Origin of the sequence: Providencia sp. (assembly GCF_040396775.1) — a bacterium.
Lineage (GTDB): Bacteria > Pseudomonadota > Gammaproteobacteria > Enterobacterales > Enterobacteriaceae > Providencia.
In genome coordinates, this window is sequence record NZ_JBEBNT010000016.1 from 1 (window position 1) to 17,145 (window position 17,145).

General features: G+C 43.9%; 14 protein-coding genes. 5 read left to right on the forward strand and 9 right to left on the reverse strand.

What is annotated here, in order from left to right; translation table 11 throughout:
* From ABWP91_RS15190 to ABWP91_RS15215, 6 genes are all read right to left on the reverse strand, one after another.
* Window positions 1-445, reverse strand: a 445-nt coding sequence (locus ABWP91_RS15190) for a fimbrial biogenesis chaperone (protein WP_353243958.1), incomplete at its 3' end; no start/stop codon positions are given.
* 57 nt (window positions 446-502) lie between these two features.
* On the reverse strand, window positions 503-1,033 hold the full coding sequence (locus ABWP91_RS15195; RefSeq protein WP_353243959.1) for a fimbrial protein: 531 nt from the start codon (window positions 1,031-1,033) through the stop codon (window positions 503-505).
* Between the two features lie 604 nt (window positions 1,034-1,637).
* On the reverse strand, window positions 1,638-3,104 hold the full coding sequence (glnG, locus tag ABWP91_RS15200) for a nitrogen regulation protein NR(I) (protein WP_353243960.1): 1,467 nt from the start codon (window positions 3,102-3,104) through the stop codon (window positions 1,638-1,640).
* 9 nt (window positions 3,105-3,113) lie between these two features.
* Window positions 3,114-4,163: a nitrogen regulation protein NR(II) gene (glnL, locus tag ABWP91_RS15205; RefSeq protein ID WP_353243961.1), complete on the reverse strand. Its 1,050-nt coding sequence runs from the start codon at window positions 4,161-4,163 to the stop codon at window positions 3,114-3,116.
* 155 nt (window positions 4,164-4,318) lie between these two features.
* On the reverse strand, window positions 4,319-5,728 hold the full coding sequence (gene glnA, locus ABWP91_RS15210; RefSeq protein WP_219245394.1) for a glutamate--ammonia ligase: 1,410 nt from the start codon (window positions 5,726-5,728) through the stop codon (window positions 4,319-4,321).
* 347 nt (window positions 5,729-6,075) lie between these two features.
* Window positions 6,076-7,014 carry a PadR family transcriptional regulator gene (locus ABWP91_RS15215; protein WP_353243962.1) on the reverse strand — a complete coding sequence of 313 codons (939 nt, stop codon included), beginning with the start codon at window positions 7,012-7,014 and terminating at the stop codon, window positions 6,076-6,078.
* A 432-nt stretch (window positions 7,015-7,446) separates the two neighbouring features.
* On the opposite strand from ABWP91_RS15215, the gene typA reads away from it, so the two are divergent.
* A complete protein-coding gene (gene typA / locus ABWP91_RS15220; protein ID WP_353243963.1) occupies window positions 7,447-9,270 on the forward strand; it encodes a ribosome-dependent GTPase TypA in 1,824 nt (607 codons plus the stop codon).
* 48 nt (window positions 9,271-9,318) lie between these two features.
* On the opposite strand, the gene abgT is transcribed toward typA, so the two are convergent.
* The 3 genes from abgT to ABWP91_RS15235 form a co-directional block, all read right to left on the reverse strand.
* The gene (abgT, locus tag ABWP91_RS15225; RefSeq protein ID WP_225820126.1) at window positions 9,319-10,845 is read right to left on the reverse strand and encodes a p-aminobenzoyl-glutamate transporter; all 1,527 of its coding nucleotides are present in this window, start codon (window positions 10,843-10,845) and stop codon (window positions 9,319-9,321) included.
* Window positions 10,846-10,923: 78 nt separating this feature from the next.
* Complete coding sequence (locus ABWP91_RS15230) at window positions 10,924-12,372, reverse strand: M20 family metallopeptidase (protein WP_353243964.1); 1,449 nt, start codon at window positions 12,370-12,372, stop codon at window positions 10,924-10,926.
* Window positions 12,365-13,687 carry a M20 family metallo-hydrolase gene (locus tag ABWP91_RS15235; RefSeq protein WP_353243965.1) on the reverse strand — a complete coding sequence of 441 codons (1,323 nt, stop codon included), beginning with the start codon at window positions 13,685-13,687 and terminating at the stop codon, window positions 12,365-12,367. The genes ABWP91_RS15230 and ABWP91_RS15235 overlap by 8 nt, the downstream gene beginning before the upstream one ends.
* Window positions 13,688-13,950: 263 nt before the next feature.
* Between ABWP91_RS15235 and ABWP91_RS15240 the strand changes: the two genes are divergently transcribed.
* From ABWP91_RS15240 to fabY, 4 genes are all read left to right on the forward strand, one after another.
* The gene (locus tag ABWP91_RS15240; protein WP_353243966.1) at window positions 13,951-14,862 is read left to right on the forward strand and encodes a LysR family transcriptional regulator; all 912 of its coding nucleotides are present in this window, start codon (window positions 13,951-13,953) and stop codon (window positions 14,860-14,862) included.
* A 180-nt stretch (window positions 14,863-15,042) separates the two neighbouring features.
* A complete protein-coding gene (gene yihX / locus ABWP91_RS15245) occupies window positions 15,043-15,657 on the forward strand; it encodes a glucose-1-phosphatase (RefSeq protein ID WP_353243967.1) in 615 nt (204 codons plus the stop codon).
* Window positions 15,658-15,718: 61 nt separating this feature from the next.
* Entirely contained in the window at window positions 15,719-16,156 is a 438-nt protein-coding gene (gene dtd / locus ABWP91_RS15250) for a D-aminoacyl-tRNA deacylase (RefSeq protein WP_353243968.1), read from the forward strand.
* A 23-nt stretch (window positions 16,157-16,179) separates the two neighbouring features.
* The gene (gene fabY, locus ABWP91_RS15255) at window positions 16,180-17,094 is read left to right on the forward strand and encodes a fatty acid biosynthesis protein FabY (protein ID WP_353243969.1); all 915 of its coding nucleotides are present in this window, start codon (window positions 16,180-16,182) and stop codon (window positions 17,092-17,094) included.
* Window positions 17,095-17,145 lie beyond the last annotated feature (51 nt).

A 17,145-nucleotide genomic window follows, 5' to 3' on the forward strand; every position in this document is an offset into this window, starting at 1 on the left:
ATGTCAGCTTTTTTTGTTGTTCTTCAAAGTTCACGTCTTTAATCGCGAAAGGGCGGTAAATCAATTTCATTTGTGTTTTAAAAGCAATTTGCAAAGAGTTTTCCGTGCGCTCAGTGGCAGGAATGGTTTTAATATTTAGCCAAAATAAAGATTCTTTATCTTTAGGTAAGGTATTGGCCGTCAAAAAAATACGCAGCGCATTGGTTTTATCGGCATTTAACCGGAATAGTGGCGGTGTAATAGTAAAATCCGATTGTTTTTTCTCGTCGATACCATCAATCCACGATTGAATTAAGTAGGGAATTTTATCGGGGTTTTCGACACTAATACTGACATCTTTATTCCCTTCATTATAAATAACGCGAGTACCGCCAATAATGACGCCAGCGTTAGCCGTTTGCATAAATAAGAATAAAGATAGAAAAAAACAAATTAAGCGTTTCATATTATCACCTAGTAATACAGGAATAAGGTTTAAGTCCGTTTAAACCTTAAAGTCCAATTAGTTATAATTGATTGTGAACGTTGCTGTTGAGTTTGCTTGGCCGACACCAACTGCGTCAGACATCGCAATATAGCGAGCCGTAAAGTCCAAATTGTTAACTGTATTTTCTTTTAATGCATAAGCACTAGACTCAGTAAACAGTGGAACGGTTGAACCAGTTACATCTTGAATTTGAATACCGACATTTTTAGCGGTTGTATTTGCCGTAGGGTCAGTTAACTGGAGCACATTGTTGTCTCCTGCGTAACTAATAGCATCAAATTTAACCGTTGCGCTTGTCACTGTTTGTGGGCAATTTTCTAATTTGATGGTGAATTTAGTTGCGGCAGCCGTACTTCCCGTACTTGGTAATGCGGTTTTTGAAACTTTGCCTAAGTTCACTGTAAATACATCTGAGCCTGTTGCCAGTTCACATGCTTGGTCAGTAATTTCACCAGTAAAATTAATAGTACCGTCAGCGGCTAATGCATTATTAATAGCAAAAATAGACGACGTCGCAATTAACGTTGCGATAATATTCTTTTTCATTTATGACTCTCCAAGGAAGATATTTTATTTGATGTTATTGAGGGGGATTTAAATATCGCCTTTCTCAATTGATATATTTTGTCGTTTATTTTGATAATAAACAATATGCGAGTAATTTAGGTTTAATTGTTTTGTTTTTTGGATTTACGGGAGGTTTGTTTGGTGTTCACATTATGGGTTGGGTGGTTTTTAACTAAGTTTTTTAAAAATCAAATTTGCTAAGGTTTGTTTTTAAAGTAGTAATGAAAATAAAAATTAAATGTTTAAACTAATTTTTAAATGGCGTTTATATTTTATATTTGACGCATAATGTGTTCGTGGGGGATTTAATAATCACGCTGGGCTAAATAAGATGTGCGATTTCCCTGGAAGGAATCATTAATGTATTGTATTAAATTGAATATCTTATTTCAATGCTCAATATAAGGAATAAAACTGGAGCTAGATTATCTAAAATAGAGGGTGTTTATTTTTTCTAATATGAAACCTTAATATATCTCGGTCGTGATTTTAGTTTTTAACTAATAAAAAGGCGTAGAGTTCTCCTCTACACCTTTTTAAATAATAGCCAAAATCAAGTGAAGTGAATTAATTTTATTGCGGGTTATTCAATACCCAATTCTTTTAATTTACGGGTTAGGGTGTTTCGTCCCCAACCTAATAGGCGAGCCGCCTCTTGTTTATGCCCGTCAGTGTGCTTCAGTGCGCAGTTAAGCAGAGTGCGCTCTAATAGCGGCACTGTTTGTGTTAATAAATCGTCTTTTCCAGCGGATAACGCGTGATCAGCCCACTTTTCCAATAATTCAAACCATTGTGTATCTGAGTTGGCTTGGTGCACAGGCAACGTTACGGGTTCATTGCTCTTTAGCTTATTGGCTTCCGTTTTTTGTATTGGGTGCTCTTCTAATAAATCATCGGGCAAATCTTGCGGTAAGATTTCTTGGCTTGCCGCCATGACAGTCAGCCAGCGGCAGACATTTTCCAATTGACGCACATTCCCTGACCAATAATAGCGTTGTAGAATTTTTTCACTATCTGGGTGCAATACCTTGCTTTCTACCCCTAACTCTTTTGCGGTATTTTGCAAAAAATAGTGGGCGAGGCGCGGGATATCTTCCGTGCGTTCCCGTAATGGGGGAAGTTGTACTCGAATCACGTTTAATCGGTGAAATAAATCCTCACGGAATAAACCTTCTTTCACCCGTTTTTCAAGATCTTGGTGGGTGGCGGCAATAATCCGCACATCCACTTTCACAGGGGTATAGCCACCAATGCGGTAAAATTGCCCCTCAGCAAGCACGCGCAATAACCGTGTTTGTACATCAAGGGGCATATCGCCAATTTCATCTAAAAATAATGAACCGCGGTTGGCTTGCTCAAAGCGCCCTTGGCGAACTTGGCTTGCCCCCGTGAACGCCCCTTTTTCATGACCAAAAAGTTCTGATTCGATGAGATCTTTTGGAATAGCCGCCATATTCAAGGCAATAAAGGGCTCATTAACGCGTGGGCTATGTTGGTGCAAAGCGTGGGCAACGAGCTCTTTCCCTGTTCCAGATTCACCGTTAATTAGCACACTGATTGATGAGCGAGATAAACGGCCGATAATACGGTACACCTCCTGCATTGCAGGCGCTTCACCTATCATGGTGGATGAAACAATCGGCGCTTTTTGCTTTGTTTCGCGCCCCGTGTGGTTCTGTTCACGGCTATGATTTAACGCACGTTCAACTAATGCCACGGTTTCATCGATATCAAACGGTTTAGGCAGGTAATCAAAGGCACCAGATTGATAGGCATTAACGGCAGCATCGAGGTCTGAGTGAGCCGTCATAATGATGATCGGTAAAAGGGGGTGTGATTGTTTAATGGTATTGAGTAGCTCAATACCATTAGTTCCGGGCATGCGAATATCGGATAACAAAACATCAGGGAGTGCGTTTTCCAATGCAGCAAGCACCGCATCAGCACTATCAAAGCAGGTACAGACAAATTCTGCATTGTTGAGTGCCCGCTCTAGAACCCAGCGAATGGAACTGTCGTCATCCACGACCCAAATTTTTCCCTGTGACATGGTTATCCCCTATTTTTTGATGGGTAGATAAATAGAAAACTCAGTGTGCCCCGGCCAACTGGTAAACTCGATTTTCCCTGCATGTTGATCCACTAAACTTCGCGCAATTGACAGCCCAAGCCCTGTTCCATCGGGCCGTCCACTCACCATTGGGTAGAACAGCGTATCTTGGATAGCCAGTGGAATACCTGGTCCGTTGTCTTCAATATCAATACGCGCCGCTAACCGATAGCGCTCCCCTTGTAGCATGACTTGAAATGCAGTGCGTGTGCGTAGCGTAATATGCCCTCCAGTATCTGAGAGAGCTTGCAGTGCATTACGGGTGACGTTCAGCAATACTTGCTCAATTTGGTCAGGGTAATATTCTAAATCGGGCAAACTCGGGTCATAGTCGCGAGTTAAGGTGACGTTATCGGGCTTTTCGAGGGAAACTAAGCGCGTCACATTTTCCATAATATGGTGAATACTTTGCTGGGTTTTGGGGCCCGGGTACTGCGGCCCAAGTAACCTGTCGACCAAGGCTCTTAAACGGTCGGCTTGCTCAATAATCACTTGAGTATATTCATTTAATTGTGGGTCAGGTAGCGCTTTGGACAACAACTGCGCGGCGCCTCGCAATCCCCCCAACGGGTTTTTAATTTCATGCGCCAGACCGCGGATCAATTCACGTGCCGCAAGCTGTTGTGCATTTTGTACCAGCTCTTGGCTAAGGCGTCGCTGGCTATCGAGTTGCGACAACTCGACTAAAATAAATTGTTCTGAAAATGGCTGTGCGCTGAACGACATCACATGGGAATGGTTGTTAAACACCAACGTGACTTCGTTTTCCGTAAAACTGTGGCCTTCTTTTAAGCTACTGAGCATCAATTCATCATTAAGCGAGCAATAGCTAAATAACAGTGGAAGGGGCGTCCCGTACAGTTTGCGCTGACTTTGGGTTAGGATTTGCAAGGCGGCATGATTGGCGTAATGGATAACCAAATCGTAATCCAAAATAAGCACGCTATTAATGAGGGAGTCGAGGATTTGTTCGGGTGCTGGCAAATGTTCGGTTTTCATGTAATGTTGCTCCTGCACTATTTTGGTGCATTATACCTGATAGACCAAACAACCGATATTTGATTTTGCATCTTTGGTGCAGTAGAGAGAAAAGGCCCCATCGAAAGATGGGGCAAGTGCTTCACGGCAACAAAGACTATCAGTGGAACGGCGTGTTACACACTGTAGTACATTTCAAATTCGAGAGGGTGCGGTGCCATACGCACACGTTGGATGTCGGCACGCGTTAATTCAATGTATGCATCGATAGCGTCATTCGTAAACACACCACCACGGGTTAAGAACTCGCGATTTTTATCCAGCTCAGCCAGCGCTTCGTCTAAAGAGCCTGCAACAGTTGGGATTTCTTTCGCTTCTTCCGGTGGTAAGTCATACAGGTTTTTGTCCATTGCATCGCCTGGGTGGATTTTATTGATGATGCCATCAAGACCTGCCATTAACTGCGCAGCAAACGCTAAGTATGGGTTAGCCGCTGGGTCAGGGAAGCGCACTTCAATACGGCGTGCTTTGGTGCTAGCAACCACTGGGATACGAATAGATGCAGAACGGTTACGCGCTGAGTAAGCCAGCATAACGGGTGCTTCAAAGCCCGGAACTAAACGTTTGTATGAGTTAGTTGTTGGGTTGGTAAATGCGTTCAGTGCACGTGCGTGTTTAATGATACCGCCGATGTAGTACAGCGCCATTTCAGATAAACCGCCGTATTTGTCACCCGCAAACAGGTTCACGCCATCTTTTGATAAAGACATATGGCAGTGCATACCTGAACCGTTATCACCCACTAATGGTTTCGGCATAAATGTCGCTGTTTTGCCGTAGGCATGCGCAACGTTGTGCACGACATATTTATAAATCTGAGTCTCATCCGCTTTTTTGGTCATGGTATTAAAGCGGGTAGCGACTTCGTTTTGGCCTGCGGTTGCCACCTCATGGTGGTGAGCTTCAACAACTAAGCCCATCTCTTCCATTGTGGTACACATTGCAGAACGCAGGTCTTGTGATGAGTCAACCGGTGGCACTGGGAAGTAACCACCTTTAACCGCTGGACGGTGGCCTTTATTACCGCCTTCGTATTTTGTGCCTGTGTTCCATGCTGCTTCGATATCATCGATATGGTAGTAGCTGCCGTGCATGTTATTGCCGAAACGAATATCATCAAAAACGAAGAATTCAGGTTCTGGGCCAAATAACACGATGTCAGCGATACCGCTTGAACGCAGGAAATCTTCCGCACGTTTAGAAATGGAACGCGGGTCTCTGTCATAACCTTGCATAGTACCCGGCTCTAAAATATCGCAACGGATAATTAAGGTCACATCAGCAAAGAATGGGTCTAACATTGCGGTAGATGCATCAGGCATCAGTACCATGTCAGATTCGTTGATGCCTTTCCAGCCACCAATGGATGAACCGTCGAACATCTGGCCTTCTTCAAAGAAGTCTTCGTCAACTTGGTGAGCAGGGATAGTGATATGTTGCTCTTTACCTTTAGTGTCGGTAAAACGCAGATCAATAAATCTTACATTGTGCTCTTTAATTAACGATAAAACATGTTCAGCGGACATTCTCGGCTCTCCTGGTCGGGTCTAATCAACAAATCGCATCATATTTTGCGTTTGTTGGTTTGTCTGGCGTGGCGGTGGTGATTAATCACGCTGCTCGCTCACTATGGATACTATTAAGCGAAAAGCATGCCAACTTTTAAAAGAAGAGTAAATACTGATTGTTACGAAGGAATGTCAATCGATTGAGTTAAAATTAGGTGTAAATTGCACTGTATTGGTGCGATATTGTAATGAGCTGCATTATTTTGGTGCATTCAAGTAAGGGGATAGAGAAAAAAGACCAGCTTTGTGCTTAATAATAAGCCCAAAGCTGAATTGGCTGACATTATTTAACGCGTGAGGATATGTTATTCATCATCACTGTTGGTTAGTAATGTATTTACTTCTTCAATTTGTTTCACTGCATCATTGATAATGGAAGCAATTTGACGCGTTTGTTCTTCATTCAGTTGCTTCAGAACCATTTTGTGGCGCAGCAGGGCTTTAAAACGGCTGACCGCCATTTCGATGTCTTCTGCTAAATTGCTGCCTTGCTGCATATCACGAGCTTTTGCTAGCTTGCGAGCAATCACTGCTTCCGTTTCTTTATTCTGTGCCAAGTGCGCAGCGCCTTCTGGCGTAATCGTAAAACTTTTGCGATTGCGCTCAACAATTTGAGACTCTAAAAAGCCTTGTTCTTCCAACAGTGTTAATGTTGGATAAATAACACCCGGGCTTGGGACATAGAGGCCATTTGAGGCTTCTTGGATGTCTTTGATAATTTCGTAGCCATAGCTCGGTTTTTTCGCGACTAATGAAAGCACCATGATGTGGAGATCGCCGTGGTCGAATAAACGACGCAGGCCTTTGCCTCTTCCTCGACCTTTTTGGCGTTCATCGCCGTGTCCATGACGGCCTTCGCCATGACAACGTTCGCCGTGTCCGTGTCCATGACGGCCTTCGCCATGACAACGTTCGCCGTGTCCGTGTCCATGACGGCCTTCGCCGTGGCAACGTTCGCCGTGCCCGTGTCCATGACGGCCTTCGCCATGACAACGTTCGCCGTGCCCGTGTCCGTGACGGCCTTCGCCATGACAACGTTCGCCGTGCCCGTGTCCGTGACGGTCATCACCATAATAATGGTCACCGTGGCTGCGATGCTCACCTCCGTGGCAACATTCATCATGGCCATGACGGCGTTCATTGTGACCGTGACGGCTTTCGCCATGGCAACAGCCATCGTGGTGGCCGCGCTGATTTTCGTCGTGGCGCGCATAATATACATGACGACAAGATTTAATTAGCATATAGTTACTCCTTAGTTTGTAACTTTAGATATATCGAATTCATTTTATGGTTTAACTATATTTAGATATATCTAATTAGTCAATTTAGATATATCTAAATAACATAAAAAGACATTAAAAATGGCGGTTAAGAAAGAAAGTCTATTTTTTGTTCTTTTTTTGGGCTGCTAATATTAAGTTTTTAGCGTATTATTCTGTCACTTCGTGGTTTCGCAGAGATGATGCTCATTATTTTGTGAGGGAATCTGGCACTGTTACGCAACTGAATGTTTTTTCGTTAAAAACTTTTTATACAGTGATGGGTTTCACATTTATTCCACTTGTGCGGAAAAACGTGTAAAATAACAGCAAATTAACGTAGAAAGTATGTTTGGGTAATTAGAATACCGCAAAAAACATATTCCTTTCCTGTCAATTAAACGGTAAAAATCCTTGTCAATTCAAAACTTAAGAAACATCGCCATCATCGCTCACGTTGACCATGGCAAGACAACACTGGTTGGTAAATTATTGCAACAGTCAGGTACGTTCGGTGAACGTGAAACTGTCGATGAGCGTGTTATGGACTCCAACGACTTGGAGAAAGAGCGTGGTATTACCATTCTTGCTAAGAATACTGCAATCCAATGGAATGGTTATCATATCAATATCGTAGACACCCCAGGCCACGCCGATTTCGGTGGTGAGGTTGAGCGCGTAATGTCTATGGTTGACTGCGTTCTGCTGGTTGTTGATGCGATGGATGGCCCAATGCCACAAACGCGTTTCGTAACGCAAAAAGCGTTCGACCACGGTTTGCGTCCAATTGTTGTTATTAACAAAGTTGACCGCCCAGGCGCTCGTCCTGATTGGGTTGTTGACCAAGTATTCGACTTATTCGTGAACTTAGGTGCAACGGATGAGCAACTCGATTTCCCTATCGTTTATGCTTCTGCATTAAACGGTATCGCAGGTCTTGACCACACTGAAATGGCTGAAGATATGACTCCGCTGTACGAAGCTATCGTAGAGCACGTCGCGGCACCAGCAGTTGATGTCGATGGTCCTTTCCAAATGCAAGTTTCGCAGTTGGATTACAACAGCTACTTAGGCGTTATCGGTATCGGCCGTATCAAACGTGGCGTGGTTAAACCTAACCAACAAGTGACTGTTATCGATAGCGAAGGTAAAACTCGCAACGGTAAAATCGGTAAAGTATTAACGCACTTAGGTTTAGAGCGTATCGATTCACAACAAGCTGAAGCGGGCGATATCGTTGCACTGACAGGTTTGGGTGAACTGAACATTTCTGACACTATCTGCCAAGTGGGTAGCGTTGAAGCATTGCCTGCGTTAGCGGTTGATGAGCCAACAGTTAGCATGTTCTATTGTGTTAACACCTCACCATTCTGCGGTAAAGAAGGTAAATTCGTGACTTCACGTCAAATCCTTGACCGCCTGAATAAAGAACTGGTTCACAACGTTGCGCTGCGTGTTGAAGAAACCCAAGACCCTGATGCATTCCGTGTATCAGGTCGTGGTGAGCTGCACTTATCTGTTCTGATCGAAAATATGCGTCGTGAAGGTTTTGAGCTGGCAGTATCTCGTCCAAAAGTTATCATTCGTGAAATCGATGGTCGTAAACAAGAACCATTCGAGCAAGTCACTTTAGACGTCGAAGAACAAAACCAAGGTGATGTCATGAAAGCGTTAGGTGAGCGTAAAGGCGACCTGCGTGACATGATGCCAGACGGTAAAGGCCGTGTGCGTCTTGACTACATCATCCCAAGCCGTGGTCTGATTGGCTTCCGTACTGAGTTCATGACAATGACTTCAGGTACTGGCTTACTGTACTCAACATTCAGCCATTACGACGATGTTCGTCCAGGCGAAATCGGTGGTCGTCAAAACGGTGTTCTGATCTCTAACGGTCAAGGTAAAGCAGTTGCTTACGCGCTGTACAGCCTGCAAGACCGCGGTAAATTATTCTTAGGTCACGGTGCTGAAGTGTATGAAGGCCAAATCATCGGTATTCACTCACGTTCTAATGACTTAACCGTTAACTGCTTAACCGGTAAAAAACTGACTAACATGCGTGCGTCAGGTACCGATGAAGCAACAACACTGTCACCACCAATTAAAATGACTCTGGAACAAGCGCTTGAGTTTATTGATGATGACGAATTAGTTGAAGTGACTCCGCAGTCTATCCGCCTGCGTAAACGTCACCTGACTGAGAACGATCGCCGTCGTGCAAGCCGTACTAAAGAAGACTAATTTTTAGATAAATTAGACAGTGAAAAGGCGCCTATAAGGCGCCTTTTTTTATGGATTGAGCTGCGGGTAAACTCCCGGCCCGATAGGTAGGCCAGCAAAGTACCAACCGACCAGTAATAGCATCCAAACAATAAAAAATACAATTGGATACGGCAATATTAAAGTGTAATAAGTTCCTAGCTGAGCATTTTTATAGTAGCGTTGCAAAAAGCCTAAAAAGAGCGGAAGGAACGGTGACATCGGCGCAAGGGGTAAAACAGCGGAGTCAGCGATACGGAACACAATCTGTGCGAAAGCAGGGTGAAAGCCAAGTAGCACAAACATCGGCACAAATATTGGCGCCAGTATTGACCAAATGGCAGAGCCACTGGCGATAAACATACACAGGAAAGCAGATAAAAACATTAAGCCGATAAATGCAGGTACACCCGTCATTCCCAAGTTTTCGAGCAAGTCAGTTAAACCAATCGCCATGAATTTCCCCATATTGCTCCAGTTAAAGAATGCAACGAACTGAGAAAGCGGGAAAACCATCACAATGAAACCTGCCATGCTCTTCATTGGGTCAACTAATAAGTCTGGAATATCATTTGGCTTTTTGATTTGTTTGGTTGATACACCATAGGTAATGGAAACGACGAAAAAGAAAATAATAATGACAGGAACGATACCCTTGATAAACGGCGAAGGGATCACGGTATCCGTCACTGGGTCACGCAGTGGTGCGCCTTCTGGGGCGACCATGAGCGCAACTAAACCGATAAAGATTAATGCAGACAAGCCACTCATCAATAACCCACGGTTTTGAATTGGCGTCAATTCTTCGAGTCGGTCATGTGACGTGCCTTCCCACACGGGTAAGCGGGGCTCTATAAATTTGTCTGTCAGTAGCGCACCTGCAATGGTTAATACAATCACTGATGTGGCCATAAAATACCAGTTATCGATAACGCTGACATGTAGATTCGGATCAATCATCATTGCCGCTTCTGTACTGATCCCTGATAACAGGACATCGGTGGTGACAATCAATAAGTTTGCGGTAAAACCCGAGGCGACCCCAGCAATTGCAGCTAATAGGCCAGCTACAGGGTGACGACCTACTGCGATAAAAATCAAGGCTCCCAGTGGTGGCATGACAACTAACGCTGCATCTGAAGAGATATGGCTGAAAAAGGCGATAAACAGCACCATATAACTGGCGTAGCGTTTATTAATACCTGATGCCATTTTGTACATCAATGCTTGGAGTAAACCGACTTTTTCAGCTAATCCAGCCCCAATAACTAATGCGAGAATGGCGCCGAGAGGGGCAAAGCTACTAAAGTTTTTAACGATATTGGGTAAAATCCATTGCAACCCTTCCACGCTTAATAAGTTTTTGACGCTGACCATCTCGTCATTGGCGGGGTTTTTAACGGATAAATCAAACCAAGATAATACTGCCGTTGCAATCATCAGCACGGCGATTAAATAAACGAACAAAATGAACGGATTTGGAATTTTGTTTCCCACGCGTTCTATCCAGCGAAAAATTGCCCCGGGGCTTTTGTGCACAGTTGTTGAGTCGCTCATAGGGTTTCCTTGTGTCTATCTTCATTGTTATTGTTATGACTTATGGGCGGGTAAACCCCGCCAGTATTAAGGAACTGCTTATTTTAATTTTGACGGTTTAATATCTTTGGGAATAGGGCATTGATAAGGGGTAGCTTGCCTTTGCTGCGCAAATTCAGCTTTTGCTTGTGCTAATAAATCGGGCTTCAAGAACAACTCAAGGGCGCTAGAAGCCATGATTTTCCCCGCAAGCAGCATCCCTTTATGGGCAATAGAGGTGCGCCCTTGTGCCACTAATTGCCAAGTATGCAGTGCGGTACCAAAGGCAAAGCAGGGGCTAAAGCATTGAACGGTAGGGACAACCCAACTGACATCACCCACATCGGTTGAGCCGTACATCAACTCTTTGGACTCAACATAAGGCAGCACTTCATCCGTGAGCACTTTATTGCCCTGTCTTTCACACCAACGTTCGCCTTCTTCACCGCCACTGCGGGCAGCATTGAGCTTGGCATTGCGTAAATCATCTTTCGTCAATGTATTGTGAATTTGCTCAGCAAATTGACGTTCTTTATCGGTATATTCAGGGATGCCAAATTCAGTAATGTGGTTAAACATGGCGTGTTCTAGCGTCCGATTAGGCACATAATTTGAGCACGCTTTATCAAAACGCACTTCTAACTGCGTCCCCGTCATCAGGGCTGCCCCTTGTGCAATATTAATCACACGTTGGTAAATATCTTGTGCTTCATCAAGTTGCGGAGCGCGGACAAGGTAGAGGGCTTCTGCATCAGCTTGCACGACATTTGGGGATGCGCCCCCCGTGTTGGTGACGGCATAGTGTATTCGAGCTTCTTGAATAATATGCTCGCGTAAAAACTGTACGCCAACATTCATCAATGTGACGGCATCAAGGGCGCTTCTACCAAGGTGTGGGGAGTTTGCTGCGTGGGAAGCAATGCCTTTAAAGCGAAAAGCCGTTTGAATATTAGCAAGGGATTGCACATTAAAGACGCCACTAAATGATTCTGGGTGCCATGTAATAGCGGCATCAATATCATCAAACAAACCTTCTCTGACCATGAATGTTTTACCTGAACCGCCTTCTTCCCCTGGGCAGCCGTAAAACCGTACCGTACCGGATAAATTATTGTCGCTCAGCCAAGCTTTGACGGCAAAAGCGGCCGATAATGCGGCGGTGCCGAGTAAGTTATGTCCACATCCATGACCATTACCATTTTCTACTAAGGGATTTGGTTCGCTGCAAGCTGCGTGTTGGCTTAACCCTGCGAGTGCGTCATATTCACCCAATAATGCAATGATAGGTGAACCGGAGCCATAGCTGGCGATAAATGCTGTTTCAATATCACCGACCCCTCTTTCAACGTGGAAGCCTTCTAACTCTAACGCGTCAGCCAGTAAATTAGCAGAATAGGTTTCTTCAAAACGGGTTTCAGGGTGATCCCAAATATTGTCACTCAGCGCCGTAAACTGGGCGCGGTGATTTTCAATATAATCACCAATAAATGATGTGAATTGTTTATCCATTTTTAGCTCCGAATTCAGGGAGATGCAGGGCGATGGTCGACAGCGTTTTTACTGCCGTTGTCATCACGTCTTCATCAAAATCAAAGCGCTCGTTATGGTGACCTGCGCTAAGGTTTGTGCCAAAAATCATGTAAGTGGCTTGGCCTCCATGCTCTTTTACGCGCTCCATAAAATAGGTCGCGTCTTCCGAGCCCGCAGCTTGTGGGCGGTTTTTGACGATAGAGGTTAATTCAGGAAGGTGGTTTTTTGTTAAATCACAAATAAAATCAACCCATTGTGTGCTTGGATGGCTGCTTTGTGCCGCGCCCATCAGTTTGACATCAAAGGTGACATCTTGCATTTTTGCGGCACCTTCAATGATATTCATCGCTTTTTTGTAGACAAACTCGTTGATTTCATTGGTTTCACCGCGCGTTTCAACTTTTAGCAACGCCGTATCTGGAATGACATTGCGGCCAATACCTGCTTGTAATACACCCACATTAATTCGTGAACTTCCTTCACTGTGGCGCGGGATACCATATAGGCCGAGGGTTGCATGAGCTGCGGCAATTAACGCATTTTTGCCATCTTCAGGTTTTGCACCCGAATGCGCTGCAACACCTTGATAGGTCACATCAAACTTTGTTGTCGCTAAAAAGTTTTTACTGCCGCAGACGACTTCGCCTTTTGGCACACCTGTACCGATATGGATAGCCACAAAGAAATCGACATCATCAACCACGCCTGCTTCCATCATGGATTTAGCGCCACGAGTACCTTCTTCCGCAGGTTGAAAGATAACTTTGATGCGACCAGACAGCTTCGCCTCATATTGTTTGAGAATACGAGCAAGCCCAAGGCCAATGGCGGTATGCCCATCGTGGCCACACGCGTGCATCATGTGCGGGTTACAGGACGCAAAACCTTCATTATGTGGACGGTGTTGGCATGAGTGTTCTTCATTTAAATCAAGGGCATCCATATCGACACGAAAGGCCAGTGTTGGGCCTGGACGACCAGTATCAAGTGTGGCAACGATACCCGTGAATCCCCCTGAAAAGTGGGGTAGCCATTGAGTTAAAGCGCCTTGTTCAATCGCTCTTTTTTCTTGTTCTGCTAATTTTTCTTCAGAGGGAAGCCCCATTCGCGCATCTGCTTTAACAACTTCTTTGCCCAATTGCAGTTGGTAACCTAGTTGATGCAGTTCTTCGGTAACAAGCGTTGCTGTACGAAATTCAAACCAACCTGATTCTGCATATTGATGAAAATCACGCCGCCATGCTTGTAATTGTTGTGCCATCTGCTGGATGGTGCTATCTAAGTCAGTATTCATTTTGTATCTCTTTTAGTTATCACAAGAAAAGTCAGTACAGGGATGTTGAAATAGGGGTGTGTATGGGTTTTGAAATTAAAATTCGTTTAATTTTAAAAAGTAGTATATTAATTTGCTTTAGTTATTTTAATTTATAAAAAATTGTTTAATTTACTGAATGTTAATTTTTTGTTTCTCTATTTTCTGACTGTACACAATCAAATTAGAGTAAAAAAGATACAATTATCTTTGGCTATATAACTAAAAGTTATCGAGGTATTGATATGGCACCACCCATAAAATTAAATCAGCTCAGGGCATTCGTTGAAATTAGCCGCCATGGCAGTATTCGAGCCGCCAGCCGTTTTCTACAGCTTTCTCAGCCTGCATTGACTAAATCCATTCGTGAATTAGAGAGCAGCTTGGGGGCTAAACTGTTTATTCGCAGTAACCAAGGGATTTATTTAACGGAATGTGGGGAGGGTTTTTTACGCCGTGCGAGTTTAATTCTTGAAGAATTACGGGTCGGGCAAGAAGAGATTTCACAGCGTATCGGGTTGATTGGTGGAACGGTGAATATCGGTGTTGCAGGCAGTATTGCTCGTTCGTTAATGCCAAAAGTGGTGACTCAATTTCATCGTGACTATCCCAATATCAAATTGCGCATTATGGAGGGGCAATTATTAACGATGCTAACTCAATTGAGGCAAGGGGAACTGGACTTCACGATTAACACTTATTACCCCGGTAGCTTGGATGCAGAGTTTAATTTTGAGCGGCTAATGCAAAAAGAATACAAAGTGATTATGCGCAAAGATCACCCCTTACGGCATGCTAAATCGCTTACTGAGCTCGTGGACTGTGATTGGACGATGCCTACCCCAAAGGGCACATATTACAAGCAGCTCGCCGATGTGTTTTCCATGATGGAGCAGCCCATGGATTTTAGTGTGACTTGTGAAACCTTAATTGGTTGCTTAAGTTTAGTCGCACAAAGTGATTTTTTGACCATTGTGTCAATAGATACGGTGGATGAACCTCTCTTTGAGCAGCGGTATATCGCATTGGATTTAATCGAAAAGTTACCTTATGCGACATTTGCCCTCGTGCAGCGTCGGGATGCAACGTTGACTCCCGCAGGGGAGCATTTAGCGCGGTTATTCCGTATTTATTGCCGTAATCACGAACCTGCATAAACGTGATAAATAGTTTCAGTATTGTATTTACAGTAAAAATAGTTAGATCAGCTGCGATTTTTTGGTTTAAGTGCTCAATCGATAAATTGACAAAATAACGTGAATTATCACCAATTAGGGCTGTTCAGTTGGACGAATAATGATTAAAGTAAATTTAGTGAATAACAAAGAGGAAAATTTATGCTGTATATCTTCGATATGGGTAATGTGATTATTGATATCGACTTTAATCGTGTGTTTGATAAATGGTCTGAACTGAGCGGGACGCCAAGTGAAGAAATCAAATCACGGTTTACTTTTGGTAATATCTTTCAATTACATGAGTGTGGGAAAATTTCAGATATAGAGTTTGCAGAGCTACTTTGTGAAGAAATGGGGATCACGCTGAGCTTTGAAGATTTTGCTGAAGGCTGGCACGCTATTTTTATTTCGTTAAGACCAGAAGTGATTGATATTATGGAACGCCTACGTGAGCAAGGCCACCGTGTTGTCGTCTTATCGAATACCAATCGTCTACATTTAGACTACTGGCCAGAACACTACCCAGAAATTGCAGCTTCCTCCGATTTTCTTTATTTATCCCAAGATTTAGGCATGCGTAAGCCTGATCCTGAAATCTTCAAATATGTTCTGCAATCTGAAGAGTTTGACGCGGCAGATGCGGTTTTCTTCGATGATGTAGAGGAAAATGTTAAGGCGGCTCAAGCCCTTGGTATCCATGGCGTTCATGTCGTGAATAAAGATACTGTTCCTGAATATTTCCGTACTTACGATTTTAGTGCTGAAGTTGAATAACATTTGATATTGATGATGGAGCAACGGTTAACGTTGCTCCATCTTTTTGTGCAGAGTAATCATGATTGCATTAATTCAGAGAGTCACTCACGCGAGTGTTGTTGTTGATGAACAAACGGTTGGGCAAATAGACACTGGTTTATTGGTTCTGCTTGGCGTCGAAAAAGACGATGACGAGCAAAAAGCAAAACGCTTATGTGAAAAGGTACTGGGCTACCGTATTTTTAGTGATGAACAAGGGAAGATGAACCTGAATGTTCAGCAAGCAGGGGGCAGTTTACTGGTTGTTTCACAATTCACGTTAGCGGCGGACACCAAAAAAGGCATGAGACCCAGTTTTTCTGGGGGGGCAGAGCCTGAAAAAGCCGATAAACTGTACCAATATTTTGTGGAACAAAGCCGTCAACAGGGCATCACAACCCAAACGGGGCAATTTGCTGCTGATATGCAAGTGAGCTTAACCAATGACGGCCCTGTGACCTTCTGGCTGCAAGTGTGATTCCATTTTAAAAGGGGGAGCCGATGTACCATTTACGTACACCGAAAGATGAAATTGAATTTGCGACTTATTACCACTTTCGTTGGGAAATGTTGCGAAAGCCCTTTAATCAACCCCTTGGTTCTGAAAAAGACGGTTATGATTTAACGGCTCACCACCAAATGGTGGTGGATGATAAAAACCGTATTTTAGCGATTGGCCGTTTATATATTAATGCCGATAACGAGGGTGCAATTCGCTTCCTCGCCGTGAACCCTGTCATGCAAAGTAAAGGGCTGGGTAAGCTGATTATTATGGCGTTGGAGTCGGTTGCACGGCAAGAAGGCGTAAAACGCATTGTTTCGAGCGTGCGTGAAGAAGCCGTTCCTTTCTTTAATAAGATGGGGTTTGAAAATAGGGGGCAAGTTGCAGGGCAACTTAAAACGCCTGTGCGTCATTATTTAATGATCAAGCCGATTGAAACCCTAGACCAAATTCTGCATCGCCCTGATTGGTGTGGTGAGTTACAGCAAGCATGGTATAAATACATTCCGTTAAGTGAAAAAATGGGTGTTCGCATCGAACAATACACAGGAACCCGTTTTATTACGACGATGCCAGAAGCGGGTAATCAAAATCCCCATGAAACCATTTTTGCAGGTAGCCAATTTTCACTTGCTACATTAACAGGCTGGGGGTTGATTTGGCTGTTAATGCAAGAGCACCAACTTGGTGGTGACATTGTGTTAGTGGATGCCAATATCCGCTATGGTAAGCCAGTGAGTGGTAGGCCAACAGCCATTGCAGACTTAGCGAATATGAGTGGCGACCTCGACCGCTTAGCGCGGGGTAGTAAAGCACGCGTAAAACTAAAAGTGGAAGTGAGCAACCCAGACAACCAGGTTGGTGCAGTGTTCGCCGGGGTGTATATGGTGTTGCCTGTCGAGAAAACAAAATAGAACATATTATTGTCGGTTGAATAATATGTAGAGGGCAGGTCATATGACCTG

What these genes read in the sequence shown, in the direction of transcription:
- ABWP91_RS15195 (WP_353243959.1), bottom strand. Translation starts at nt 1,033, where the DNA reads ATGAAAAAGAATATTATCGCAACGTTAATTGCGACGTCGTCTATTTTT.
- glnG (WP_353243960.1), bottom strand. Translation starts at nt 3,104, where the DNA reads ATGTCACAGGGAAAAATTTGGGTCGTGGATGACGACAGTTCCATTCGC.
- glnL (WP_353243961.1), bottom strand. Translation starts at nt 4,163, where the DNA reads ATGAAAACCGAACATTTGCCAGCACCCGAACAAATCCTCGACTCCCTC.
- glnA (WP_219245394.1), bottom strand. Translation starts at nt 5,728, where the DNA reads ATGTCCGCTGAACATGTTTTATCGTTAATTAAAGAGCACAATGTAAGA.
- ABWP91_RS15215 (WP_353243962.1), bottom strand. Translation starts at nt 7,014, where the DNA reads ATGCTAATTAAATCTTGTCGTCATGTATATTATGCGCGCCACGACGAA.
- abgT (WP_225820126.1), bottom strand. Translation starts at nt 10,845, where the DNA reads ATGAGCGACTCAACAACTGTGCACAAAAGCCCCGGGGCAATTTTTCGC.
- ABWP91_RS15230 (WP_353243964.1), bottom strand. Translation starts at nt 12,372, where the DNA reads ATGGATAAACAATTCACATCATTTATTGGTGATTATATTGAAAATCAC.
- ABWP91_RS15235 (WP_353243965.1), bottom strand. Translation starts at nt 13,687, where the DNA reads ATGAATACTGACTTAGATAGCACCATCCAGCAGATGGCACAACAATTA.
- ABWP91_RS15240 (WP_353243966.1), top strand. Translation starts at nt 13,951, where the DNA reads ATGGCACCACCCATAAAATTAAATCAGCTCAGGGCATTCGTTGAAATT.
- yihX (WP_353243967.1), top strand. Translation starts at nt 15,043, where the DNA reads ATGCTGTATATCTTCGATATGGGTAATGTGATTATTGATATCGACTTT.
- dtd (WP_353243968.1), top strand. Translation starts at nt 15,719, where the DNA reads ATGATTGCATTAATTCAGAGAGTCACTCACGCGAGTGTTGTTGTTGAT.
- fabY (WP_353243969.1), top strand. Translation starts at nt 16,180, where the DNA reads ATGTACCATTTACGTACACCGAAAGATGAAATTGAATTTGCGACTTAT.